The sequence below is a fragment of the Hymenobacter seoulensis genome (genome assembly GCF_054780535.1).
The window spans coordinates 263197-275535 of sequence record NZ_BAAGWD010000001.1 but is presented as its reverse complement, the minus strand read 5'-3'; the positions used below and the strand labels follow the sequence as shown (position 1 = coordinate 275535).

At 58.2% G+C, this 12339-nt stretch carries 10 protein-coding genes; 7 read left to right on the top strand and 3 right to left on the bottom strand.

The window, feature by feature from the left end; translation table 11 throughout:
* The first annotated feature begins 108 nt into the window (after positions 1-108).
* From ACYVHC_RS01240 to ACYVHC_RS01225, 4 genes are all read left to right on the top strand, one after another.
* Positions 109-1812, top strand: a complete 1704-nt coding sequence (locus tag ACYVHC_RS01240; RefSeq protein ID WP_460611842.1) for a S8 family serine peptidase — start codon at positions 109-111, stop codon at positions 1810-1812.
* Positions 1813-2013: 201 nt separating this feature from the next.
* The gene (locus ACYVHC_RS01235) at positions 2014-2325 is read left to right on the top strand and encodes a hypothetical protein (protein ID WP_460611841.1); all 312 of its coding nucleotides are present in this window, start codon (positions 2014-2016) and stop codon (positions 2323-2325) included.
* A gap of 245 nt (positions 2326-2570) precedes the next feature.
* Positions 2571-3272 (top strand): ribulose-phosphate 3-epimerase, encoded by a 702-nt coding sequence (gene rpe, locus ACYVHC_RS01230; RefSeq protein WP_460611840.1) that lies wholly within the window; start codon positions 2571-2573, stop codon positions 3270-3272.
* Between the two features lie 9 nt (positions 3273-3281).
* Positions 3282-5822 (top strand): TonB-dependent receptor, encoded by a 2541-nt coding sequence (locus ACYVHC_RS01225; RefSeq protein ID WP_460611839.1) that lies wholly within the window; start codon positions 3282-3284, stop codon positions 5820-5822.
* 64 nt (positions 5823-5886) lie between these two features.
* Here the strand turns inward: ACYVHC_RS01225 and ACYVHC_RS01220 are convergent, their stop codons facing one another.
* The 3 genes from ACYVHC_RS01220 to ACYVHC_RS01210 all read right to left on the bottom strand — a co-directional run bounded on the left by ACYVHC_RS01220 (position 5887) and on the right by ACYVHC_RS01210 (position 8403).
* The gene (locus tag ACYVHC_RS01220) at positions 5887-6687 is read right to left on the bottom strand and encodes a sterol desaturase family protein (protein ID WP_460611838.1); all 801 of its coding nucleotides are present in this window, start codon (positions 6685-6687) and stop codon (positions 5887-5889) included.
* Between the two features lie 71 nt (positions 6688-6758).
* The gene (locus tag ACYVHC_RS01215; protein ID WP_460611837.1) at positions 6759-7325 is read right to left on the bottom strand and encodes a Crp/Fnr family transcriptional regulator; all 567 of its coding nucleotides are present in this window, start codon (positions 7323-7325) and stop codon (positions 6759-6761) included.
* A 91-nt stretch (positions 7326-7416) separates the two neighbouring features.
* Positions 7417-8403: a DUF2911 domain-containing protein gene (locus tag ACYVHC_RS01210; RefSeq protein ID WP_460611836.1), complete on the bottom strand. Its 987-nt coding sequence runs from the start codon at positions 8401-8403 to the stop codon at positions 7417-7419.
* Positions 8404-8929: 526 nt separating this feature from the next.
* Here ACYVHC_RS01210 and hisG point away from each other — a divergent pair.
* The 3 genes from hisG (at position 8930) to hisC (ending at position 12319) form a co-directional block, all read left to right on the top strand.
* A complete protein-coding gene (gene hisG, locus ACYVHC_RS01205; protein ID WP_460611835.1) occupies positions 8930-9781 on the top strand; it encodes an ATP phosphoribosyltransferase in 852 nt (283 codons plus the stop codon).
* A gap of 124 nt (positions 9782-9905) precedes the next feature.
* Positions 9906-11204: a histidinol dehydrogenase gene (hisD, locus tag ACYVHC_RS01200; protein ID WP_460611834.1), complete on the top strand. Its 1299-nt coding sequence runs from the start codon at positions 9906-9908 to the stop codon at positions 11202-11204.
* A 65-nt stretch (positions 11205-11269) separates the two neighbouring features.
* Entirely contained in the window at positions 11270-12319 is a 1050-nt protein-coding gene (gene hisC / locus ACYVHC_RS01195; RefSeq protein WP_460611833.1) for a histidinol-phosphate transaminase, read from the top strand.
* The last annotated feature ends 20 nt before the right edge of the window (positions 12320-12339 follow it).

Sequence of the window (12339 nt, the reverse complement as noted above, 5' to 3'; positions counted from 1 at the left end):
TGCCGGCCATTTGTGTGTATTATGAACATAATTAGGCGGGGAAAGTGGGGTAGGAGGCCCTCATAGCCCATTCCTTCGTATCTTGAGGCAGGTCTGTTCCTGATCCGAATGATTTTATCTAGACTACTACTTTTAATTGGGTTAAGTGTGCCAGCCGGGGTAGTACTGGCGGCCACGGGTGTTCCTGAAGGTACTCCGCAGGGGGGAGCCAAGCCCAATGCCACGGTCCGTAAGCACCTCATCTATTTCAAGGATAAAGCCGGTACGCCCTATACCGTAAATCAGCCCCTGGCCTTTCTGTCGGCGAGGGCTGTGGAGCGGCGGCAGCGCCAAAACATCAGCATATTGCCCCGCGACCTGCCGGTGAGCCCTGCCTACGTGCAGCAGCTCAAGGCCGTGCCCGGCGCCAAACTCTGGTATACTTCGCGCTGGTTTAATGCCGCCGTGGTGGCCTGCGACTCCGCTACGCTGGCCTTAGTACAGGCGCTACCTTGCGTGAAGTCGGCCCGAACCCTCAACCGCGACCTGCCCGGCACGCGCAAACCCGCCGAGGATGACCCCCAGTCCAACACGCTGGAACGAGGCACGCGCAGCCAATATGGCAAGGCCTTTACTCAGGCCCAAATGATTGGCGCCGTGCAAATGCATGATGCCAACTACCGCGGCGAAGGCATGCAGATTGCGGTGTTCGACGGGGGCTTTCCGGGCGTAAACACGGCATCGGCTTTTGCCCCACTTTTTCAGGAGAAGCGCATTGCCAGCACCTTCAATTTCGTGGATAAAACCACCGCGGTGTACCTGCGCAACGACCATGGCACGCATTGTCTGTCTACCATGGCCGCCAATGAAGCTGGGGTATACATCGGGACGGCCCCCAAAGCTACGTACCGGCTCTTCATTACCGAGGACGTGGCCTCTGAGCACCCCGTAGAAGAAGCTAACTGGCTAATTGCCGCCGAGCACGCCGATTCTGCCGGCGTTGATATTATCAGCTCCTCGCTGGGGTACAGCACCTTCGACTTTCCCTCCATTGATTACACCTACGCCAACATGAATGGCCGAACGGCTATTTCCAGCCGGGCAGCGGCGGTGGCGGCGCGGGTTGGCATGGTGGTGGTAGCTAGTGCCGGCAACGAAGGCAACAACTCTTGGCGCTACATCACGGCCCCCGCCGATGCCGACTCCATCATGACTGTAGGCGCTGTGGATTCGCTTTTAGCCCGGGCATCCTTTAGCTCCCGCGGCCCCACGGCCGATGGACGTATTAAGCCGAATCTGGCGGCTATGGGCGTGCAAACGGCCATTGTTTCCTCGTCGGGCAGCGTCATTCGGGGCAATGGTACCTCGTATTCGTGTCCGGTGCTGGCGGGCATGGTGGCAGGCTTCTGGCAGGCCAACCCCCGGCTCACGGCCCAGCAGGTTATTAGCTTGTTGCAACGTTCGGGCAGTCGGGCCACTACCCCCAATGACGAGATAGGCTACGGCATTCCGAATTTTGTGCAGGCCTATAACTTGGCCAATCCGGGCACGCCCTTATCAGCAACTGAGGCCGCACCCCGGCAGGAACTGTTCATCTATCCTAACCCCACCAAAGACAATGAGCTGTATATGCAGCTGACGGTAGGCTTCCAGCAAACTCCGTTGCAGGTGCGTATTTACGATGCCCGAGGCGCTTTAGTAGCGGAACAACAGATTGCACCCACCAGCGCAACATCGGTGCGGTTGCAGCCCGGCACCCTAGGCAAAGGCGTATATACCTGCACCATTAGCTCGGCGCGGGAACAGCGCACGGTGCGGTTTGTCAAGCTGTAAGGCGCTACTTGGTTAAGCAGCACTAGGGTTTACTTATATGGGCAACCTAGTGTGATAAAGTACAGCGGTTTTGCTTGCTATTATAAATAGTATTGTGCAATTTTAATTAGCTAAACGGGCACTCATTAGGTGCCTGTTTTGTTGTAAAACAAGGCCGTAATGCCTGAAAAACCTATTTAACTCTCTCCAAGTATGTTACAAATGATGGTCTCAAAGCGCCTGGGGCGCCGGCAATTTCACTTCACGGTGCAAGGCGCTAATTTTCATGAGGTAGTAGCTGAGTATGACCGCCTCAGCTTCCCGGATGTTGCCAAATGTGGCCTATGCGGCTCCGATAACCTGGACCTTACCTCGCGGGTAGCCCAGGATAAGTTTAAGTACACCAGCCTGAAGTGCATGGACTGTCGCGGCGATGTTACGTTTGGCAAGCGCCAGGATGATGACCAAACCGTGTTCCTGCGCAAAACTGAAGACGGCAAGCTCGATTGGCGTGCCTGGGAAAAAGGCAGCTAAACTATACTTCTCTTCTTTCAAAAGCCTTCCTGCCGGAGGGCAGTTGCCACGTCAAAACGGGCTAGTACTTCCCGATACAGGCGTGGCAACTGCCCTCCGGCAGGAAGGCTGTTTTGTGGGACTAAAGCTTACTATTGCCTTTGAGAAGAATTACTACCTAGTAAAATGTGGTCGCGTAGCAACTCCTGGTAAATACTGTGCTGGTTTGAGATACGCAACTTCGCAGTTCCGCTTACCTTCGTGATATGAACCCAACCCGTCGTATTGCGCCGCTGCTGGCGCCCTCGCTTCTTGCCGCCGATTTTGGTAATCTGCAATCTGAAACCGAGCGCCTGGCCGGCTCCGCCGCCGATTGGCTGCATTTTGATGTGATGGACGGGCGGTTCGTGCCCAATATCTCCTTTGGCATTCCGGTGCTGCAGGCCGTACACCGGCACGCCCAGCAGCCCATTGATGTGCACCTGATGATTGAGGAGCCTCAGCACTTTCTGAGCGCGTTCCGCGACGCGGGAGCGGCTAACATCACGGTGCATTATGAGGCGTGCACGCACCTGCACCGCGTTATTCAACAAATAAAACAGTTGGGCTGCCGGGCAGGGGTAGCGCTGAATCCGCATACGCCGGTGTGGGTGCTAGAAGACATTGCCGCTGACCTCGACCTGGTGTGCGTCATGTCAGTAAACCCCGGTTTCGGTGGCCAATCGTTTATCCCAAATACGCTCAAGAAAGTAACGGCACTAAAGGAATTGCTGATTGACAGCGGCTCCTCAGCTCTCATTGAAATCGATGGCGGCGTTACCCTCGACAATGCGGCGGCACTGGTAGAAGCCGGTGCCGACGTATTGGTGGCGGGCTCCTTCGTGTTTAACTCGCCCGATCCGGTAGCTACCCTCGCCGAGATGCGGCAGCAGCTTTCGGCCTCGGCCGCCGCTGAAGACTACAACTAAGCGCTGCGGATGCCGAACCTTTTCCGCTCTTTTCCGGTCCTATTGCTCCTGGTGCGTCCGTTGCCGGCTGCTGTGGGGGTAGTGGCCGGCTGCACCATATCAGCTGCGTACGGCCAGCAGGCGGGGCGCGTGCTAGTAACCGGCACCGTGCGCGACGCGGCCGGGCAGCCGCTGGAGCAGGTGGCTATTGGAGTAGAAGGCATGCCCGGCGGCACCAATACCGACGACCGGGGCCGCTTTGCCCTGAATGTAGTGCGGCCCCTAAGTGGCAAAGCGCCTGTGCTGGTGTTGCGCCGCCTGGGCTACCAAACGCTGCGGGTGCCACTCATTTTGGATGAGCAGCGTGAACTGGAGCTAACCTTGGCCGAAGACAGCCGGGCCCTGGGCAACGTAACCGTGCGGGGCCGCGCCGAAACCGCCGATACACGCGAGCAGGTGAGCATCATCCAGCTGGAGCCGCGCATCGCTAAGGAAATGCCGTCGCCTTTTGGCGACTTTAATGCCGTACTGAAAACGCTGCCCGGTGTAGCCAGCACCAACGAGCTATCCAGCACGTACTCCGTGCGGGGCGGCAACTACGAGGAAAACCTCGTGTATGTGAACGGCTTTGAGGTGTATCGGCCGTTTCTGGTGACGGCGGCCGCCCAGGAAGGACTCAGCTTTATCAATCCGGACTTGGTAAACCGGGTGGAGTTTTCAACCGGCGGCTGGCAGCCCAAGTACGGCGACAAGCTTTCCTCGGTGCTCAATATTGAGTACAAGCAACCCGTGAAGTTTGGGGCCTCGGCCACGGCCAGCCTGGTTGGTGGCACGGCCCACGTAGAAGCCACTTCGCCTAACAAGCGCGTGAGTTACCTGGCCGGAGTGCGCTACAAGAATGCCACGTACGTGCTCAACTCCTTGCAGCAGCAGCAAGGCGGCTACAACCCGACCTTTTACGATGGCCAAAGCCTGATTACCGTGGCGCTGGGCCCTCAAGGCAACACCGACCGCACGTCGTTGGGCATCTTTAACACTTTTGCCCACAACGATTTTCAGTTCAACCCCGTCAGTGGCGAAAGCACATTCAGCACCTCTACTAACCAGCTTTCGCGCTTGTACATTGGGTATGTGGGGAGGGAGCGGATGCAGTACGATACCTACCAGGGCGGGCTGAGTTTGCGCCATGATGTGCTGCAAAACCTGCGGCTGGAAGTGCTCGGTGGCCTGTTGTACTCGCGGGAGTTTGAGTACCGCGATGTGGAAGCGGCCTACAACATTGCCGAAATCAACCGCGACCCCAACTCGCCCGATTTCGGCACCGACCTGAACCGCCGCGGCATCGGCTCGCGCTTCGACCACTCGCGCAATACGCTTTCCGCCCGAATTGCTACCCTTGAAACGCGCGGCACCTGGACTCCGGGCGAACGGAGCTCGGTGCGGTGGGGTTTGAAGGTGGGCCAAGAGCAAATTGCCGATGAACTCAATGAGTACAGCTTCACGGACTCGGCCGACTACGTACCCGAAGCCCGCCGTACCCGGTTGCGCTCCGATCTGGACCTAGGCAGCACCCGCACCCAGGGCTATGTGCAGCACACCATCCGGTTTGACTCTTTGCGGACGCTGACCTACGGCGGCCGACTGAATTACTGGACGGTAAACCGCCAGACTACTTTCAGCCCCCGGGTGCAGTATGCCTTCACCAGTGCACGCAATCCGCGGCTGGCCTGGAAAGCGGCGGTAGGGGTGTATTATCAGCCGCCGTTTTACCGGGAGCTGCGCTCCCAAACTGGCGCTCCGCAGGCCCAGCAAGGCTTCCTGAACCTGGATTTGCGCGCCCAGCGCTCTGTGCATGCCATTGTGGGCAATGAGTTGCGCTTCACGAGCTGGGGACGCCCGTTCCGCTTCACCGGCGAGGCCTATTTTAAGTACCTAACCGATGTAGTGCCCTACGATATTGATAATGTGCGGCTGCGCTACTTCGCCCAGAATAACGCCAAAGCCTACGCCGCCGGCATCGACGCCCGCGTAAGCGGTGAGTTTATCCCAGGCACTGAGTCGTGGTTTAGCCTGGGTGTGCTCACTACCCGCGAAAACCTGGACGGTGATTCTATCAATGTCTTCGAAGAAGGTCAGGTAATCGGGCGTGAAGCCAAAGGCTACATCCGGCGTCCTTCGGATCAGCGCCTGAACCTGGGCGTATTTCTGCAGGATAACTTGCCGGGCAACCCCTCCGTGAAAGGCTACGTGAACTTGGTGTTTGGTACCGGTCTTCCCTTTAGCCCACCCGATGCGCCCGATTTGCGCGGCACCAGTGAGCTAACCCGTGCCTACCGGCGCGCCGACCTGGGCTTCACCAAAGTGCTGAGTTTGCGCACCGCCGCCGAGCAAGCCAGCGGTAACGCCGTTCAACTGCAAATGCTTTGGGTAAGCCTGGAAATCCTGAATGTGCTGGGGGCCGATAACCTGGCGGGCTACAACTACATTCAGGACTTGAATGGCCGCATTTACGGCGTTCCCAATTTCTTGTCGCGCCGCTTGGTCAATCTGCGCGTGATTGCGCGGTTTTAATGCTTTAACAAGCTAGGGTGGCGGAAAGCAGGAGCTACTAGGCTCTGCTTTCCGCCACCCTTGTTTACTTTTTGTGTACGTCGCGGAAGCGCAGCATCTGGCCCAGCTGTTCTTCTTTCTCGGCATCGAAACCACAGGTGTCTTCGAATTTAGCCGGGTTGCGGTAGGTGCCGAACAGCCAGTCCCAGATGACCAGGTCGCCGTAATTGTGGCTGTGCTGCTGGTATTGGTGATGAACACGGTGCATTTCGGGGCGCTGAAAGAAGTAGCCCACCCACTGCGGCGTGCGGACGTTGGTATGATAGAAAAACTCACCTAGGGCCGTGCATAGCGTGTAAACGGCGCCGGCACCCGGACTCAAGCCCAACAAGGTATACACCAGCAAGCCACCTAGCAGAGAGTTTACAGTCATTTCCAAGGGGTGTTTGTAAAAGGAAGTGATAACCTCAATGCGCCGGGGGCTGTGATGAATCTGGTGAAAGTGCAGCCACAAAAAATCCTGGGTATGGCGCCAGCGGTGCCACCAGTAAAAGATAAAGGTTGCCAGCACGTAGGCCAGCAAGCCACCCGCTACCGGCCCTAGGTGCTTTGAAACGTGCAACACGGAGTACGCCGAAAACCACTTTTCCCAGGTGAGTCCGGCAACTACTACCACCAGCAACTGAGCTAGGTTTATGGCCAGCACCCGCAGCGGCCAGGTAGGAATGCGGGGCAGGGCCCAACCCGGAATCAGGCGCTCCAGAACAAAGCACCCGGCAAAGGCCGCGAAAATGATGAGGAGCAGAGGCGGTACATTCCAATGGGGCAGCGCCAGGCGCCAGGAAGTACTTTCGCTCAGGAGCAGAGCAAATAAGGAGGCTGTCATAAGAAGCAGGAAAGGGGGTTAAACCATGCTTCAAAAGTCCGCCTTCGTTTAGCTAAAGCACTTGATATATATCAAGAACGGCGGGCGCGCAGCCGGCTCAGGGTTTCGGGGGTTAGGCCCAGATGGGAGGCTAGTAATTTCAGGGGCACGCGCCGGAATATATCCGGGAACTGCGCCAGCAGCAGGTCATAGCGTTCCGCAGCTGTATACATGCGCAGGTGTAGGGCGCGCTGCTCACTGAGCACGTAATACTTTTCCGTGAGCACCCGGCCCACTAGGTTGAACTCCGGAAACCGCTGGTACAGGTCCTGTAGCTGCGTATAGCTCACCGACCAGAGCGTGCAATCAGTAAGCGTTTGTAGGTACTCGTGTGAGGGCTGCCGGGAAAAGAAGCTCAAAATAGAAATAACCATATCGCCTTCCTGCATAAACCAGGCGGTTACTTCTTTGCCTTCTTTCAGGTGATAGCCGCGCACGAGGCCCTGCTCCAGAAAGTAGAGCCGCTGGGCAACTTGTCCGGGCTGCAGTAGCAGGTGGCGCGCGGGCACGTGCTGCTGCTGCACCAGCTGGCGCAGCGCCGTTTCCAGCGGCTCAGAAAGCGGCTGTATGCTATGGCACAGGGCCAGAAAGGAATCCACGTAAGGAAGGTACGCAGCAAAAAGGAGCCACCCCAATGCAGGGGTGGCTCCTTGTTAAGTAAACCCGGGGCGGTTTGCCGGTAGCTGGGGCCTAGTAGGCCTTTGCTTGCCATTCGGTGAGGGCAATGCGCATGGAAGGAAGCTGGTTTTTAAATGCAGAATCTTCCTTGTCGCCGAGCTTGATGGCCTTGCGAGCGTACACAATGGCAGTGCCGAAATCCTGCTGCTGCGCCAGCAGGCGCGCTTTTATCCAGTTGTTGGTGGCCACATCCTGGAGCTTTATCGACTCATTGATGTAGGTAAGGGCGCGCTCCGGCTGGATGTTGTTTTGCACCAGGTAGTCGGCGGCCTGGGCCAGCAGTTGCCAGTCGTTGGGCTTCTGCTGCAGTACCTGTTCAATTCCGCTGATCACCTGCTTGTGCACCTCGGCCTCAATAGGCAACGAAAGCGTGCGCTTTTCCCAGGTCAGGTTCAGGTGGGCGCCGGTGGGCTTGATATCCGAAAACCAGTAAAACAGGCCTTCCTGAAACGGGGAAGTATCCGGAATGGCAGGCACGCGCACCACATCGTCCTTGGGGTCGTAGCCTTCGGCGCCCCAGTGGGTGGTTACGCGGTTGAGCACAATTTCCCAGTCTCGGTCTTGGTGCGGTATCACATATAAGGAGTACTGCCCAGCCGGAACCAGTTGGTTGCGCAGCAGCACCGGGGTAGAAAACGTGATAACCGTGTTTTCATTGGCCCCGGCCCGCCAAACCTGGTCGTAGGGTACCAGGCCGCCCCATACCGCCCGCCCACGCACCGCCGGCGAATGATAGTCGACGGTAACGGTGGTGAGGCCAAAGGTTTGGGAAACCAGCGCATGCGGGCTGGCCTGTGGTAAAGGCAGTTGCACCGGCCGCTCGCCGTTGGCGGGGGTAGCCGGGCTAGTACTTGGATCAGGGGTAGTAACAGCAGGAGCAGCAGCAGGAGTGGAAGCTGCCTCAGCCGACGGGGTCGACTGGGCACGTACCAGCGTAGAGCAACAAAACAGGCTAAGGCCGAGCCCCAGACGAAGAGTGGCTAACCGGATACGAGACATAAGTAAGAGCAAAAGGTGAGAGGAAAGCCAGCGCGGCACCGTATTTCAACGGAAAGGCTATCGAAACAATAGTGCCAAAACGGTGGTTGCACAGGAACAGAAAACGTAAAAGTCAGCTTTTGCTGTAAAATATTCGTGGAAATGTTTTCATCCTCCACGGCAGCCCGTACATTTGTCCAGCTTCAACAAGCCCCGTATGCCCTTCTCCGCGTTATTTCTGAGCCCCCTAAGCCTTCTGGCCGCCCCTGCAGCGGGCCGCCTGGCCGGGCCGCGCGCGAGCCAGCATCACCATCATCACGGGCACCATTCCTCTTTCTAGAGGAATGAACGCATCATATTGACCCCGTTGGGCGAACCGCACTAGGTTCCCCGGCCCCCGCAACCCGGTGGCCTTGCCAGTACATGGCCTTATCCAACGCCTGGGTCCTGCTCCCGCTATCCTTTGAACTCATCCCGGATTACGAGCAAGTACGCTGGCCATCAGCCACCACTCGCCTCCTGATTCTTACTTTTTTACCTCACGAATATGCTCCGTCTGGCCATCCAGAAGTCGGGCCGCTTAAGCGAAGATTCCCTGAACCTGATTCGGGAATGCGGCATTAGCTTCCTTACCTCCTCCTACAAGCTCAAAACCGAAGCCACCAACTTCCCGCTCGAAATCCTGTACCTGCGCGACGACGATATTCCGGGCTATGTGCAGGATGGTGTGGCGGACCTGGGCATTGTAGGGCAGAATGTGCTGGTGGAAGCTGGCCTGCCCCAACTGGAAATCGAAGGCCTTGGTTTCAGCAAATGCCGCTTGAGCCTGGCCGTACCGCGCGCCGCCGCTTATAGCTCCGTAGCGGATCTGCAGGGCAAAAGCATTGCCACTTCCTACCCCCAGATTTTGGGCGGCTACCTCTCGGAGCGCGGCGTACAGGCCCACCTGCACACCATCAGCGGTTCTGTGGAAATTGCCCCTAGCATTGGCCTTGCCGAAGCCATTTGTGATATTGTGAGCAGCGGCTCTACGCTGCTGGGCAACGGGCTGCGCGAGGTGGAAACGGTGTTTCGCTCAGAGGCCGTGCTGATTGCCAACCAAAATTTGTCGGCGGAGAAGAAGGAGTTGCTCGAGCAGCTCCAGTTCCGGATGCAGGCTGTGCGCCGGGCCCGCCGCAATAAGTACATTATTCTGAACGCGCCGGTGGCGGCCCTCGATGCCGTGAAAGCCCTGCTGCCCGGTATTAAGTCGCCCACCATTACGCCGCTTGCCGAAGAAGGCTGGGTGTCGGTGCAGTCTGTGGTGAACGAAGACGACTTCTGGCACATCACGGGCCAGCTGAAGGCCGTTGGGGCGGAAGGCATCCTGGTGCTGCCCATCGAGAAAATGATTTCATAGCATCGGAAGTCGTGGCCTAGCCGGCACCTTATATATAAGGAGTCGCCAGGCATACCTCGGATACTTTGTTTCCCTTTGATGTGCAAGGTTTACTAGCCCCACATCACCCATCAACCTAACGACTATGCAACTCTTTCAATATCCTGTTCAGTCAGAGTGGCCGGCCCTGCAGCAGCGCGCCGCCGCCCAGCAGGCCCACGATGTAGAGCAACGAGTTGAGCAGATTTTCGCGGATGTGCGGGCGCGCGGCGATGAAGCGCTGGTGGAATACGCCCAGCGCTTCGACGGGGCCGACCTGACATCTGGCTTGCGCGTAAGCCCCGAAGAGCTGGCGGCCGCTGCGGCGCAGGTTCCGGCCGCGTTGCAAACGGCCATCCGGCAGGCCCACGCCAATATTTTGCGTTTCCACAAAGCGCAGGTGCCCCAGGAAGAACGCGTAGAAACCATGCCGGGCGTACTGTGTTGGCGCCGGGCCGTGCCAGTGCAGCGCGTTGGATTGTACATTCCGGGCGGCAGCGCACCGTTGTTTAGCACCTTGCTGATGTTGGGAGTGCCGGCGCGCTTAGCGGGTTGCCCGGAAATTGTGCTGTGCACGCCGCCGCAGAAAGACGGCTCCGTTAATCCTATCATCCTGTTTACGGCCCAGCTACTAGGTATCTTTACCATCATAAAGGCCGGTGGGGCACAAGCCGTAGCCGCGCTTACCGGTGGAACTGCCTCTGTGCCCGGCGTTGATAAGATTTTTGGCCCCGGTAACCGCTACGTAACAGCTGCCAAGCAACTGGCCACGCGCTATGGGGTAGCCATTGACATGCCGGCTGGCCCCTCGGAAGTCTTGGTTATTGCTGATGACTCGGCAAACCCGGCGTTTGTAGCGGCCGATCTCCTGAGCCAGGCCGAGCACGGACCCGATTCGCAAGTGATTCTACTGTCTGACTCTCCTGCAATGCTTGAGGCCACGCAGGCCGAGGTGGCGCGTCAGCTCCGGGAATTGCCCCGGGCCGAGGTGGCGGCTCAAGCCTTGCTGGAAAGCCGCGCTATTCTGCTGCGCACGCCCGAGGAAATGCTATACTTCTCTAACCTGTACGCGCCAGAACACCTCATTCTGGCCGTGCGCAACCCGGAGCAGTTGGCCGAAGGCGTAACTAGCGCGGGCTCCGTGTTCCTAGGGCATCTGACCCCGGAAGCCGCCGGCGATTATGCTTCCGGCACCAACCACACGCTGCCTACCAATGGCTACGCCCGCAACTACAGCGGCGTCTCGCTCGATTCGTTTCTCAAGAAAATAACGTTCCAGCGTCTGACCGCCGAGGGACTGCTACAGGTAGGCCCCGTGGTGGAAACCATGGCCGAAGCGGAAGGCCTCCAAGCCCACGCTCGCGCCGTAACGCTGCGGCTGGAGTCGTTGGCCGGCCCAGAGTAGGTAGTACCAAATGCTAACAGCCGTCATCCAATGCTCTGGCCGTGGTTGACCTAAGACATACCATCATGTTCAATTTAGAAAGCTTGGTTCGGCCCAATATCCGGACCATGAAGCCCTACTCATCGGCCCGCGACGAATTTCAGGGCGAGGCGCACATCATGATCGACGCCAACGAAAACAGCTTGGGCAGCGCCGGCCCCGAGCGTTTCAACCGCTACCCCGACCCCTTGCAGCGGGCCGTGAAAGCGGAGTTGGCACCGTTGAAGGGGGTAGCCCCGGCCCAGATTTTCCTAGGCAACGGATCTGACGAAGCCATTGACCTGCTCGTGCGCCTAACCTGCACGCCCGGCCAAGACAGCATCCTGATTTTGCCGCCCACGTATGGCATGTATGAAGTGGCCGCCAACCTGAATGATGTGCGTATTGAGCGGTTACCACTAACTCCAGACTTTCAGCTCTCGGCAGAAACCGTAGCCGGCGTGGTGGCATCTGATGCTAAGCTCGTGTTTCTGTGCTCGCCCAACAACCCGACCGGCAACCTGCTGCGCCAGTCGGCCATCGAGGAAATTCTGCGTGGCTTCCGCGGTTTGGTGGTGGTAGATGAAGCCTATGCTGACTTTGCAGCGGCTCCTAGCTGGACGACCAGGTTGGCGGAGTTTCCGAACCTAGTGGTTCTCCAAACGTTTTCCAAAGCCTGGGGCCTGGCCGCGCTGCGCTTAGGCATGGCCTTCGCCTCGCCCGAGCTGATTGGCTACCTAAACAAGATCAAGCCTCCCTACAATATTTCAGATGCTACGCAGCGCCATGCGCTGGATGCCCTGCGCGATGCGCCCCGGTTTGAGCAGATGCGACAAGAGCTGCTGGCTAGCCGCGACGAGATGGCCCGGCAACTGCCCACCCTGGCTATCGTAGCGGAGGTGTTTCCTTCCGATGCCAACTTTCTGCTAGTTCGGTTCCACCCCGATGCTACGGCCGTGTATGAGTATCTGCTGGGCAAAGGAATTGTGGTTCGGAACCGGACTACTCAACCTGGTTGCGCTGGTACGCTCCGCCTGACGGTGGGCACTGCTTCCGAAAACGAGCAGCTGCTCCAGGCGCTGCGGGAGTTTAAGTAGCCAGCCGGCCTAGCGTGCCG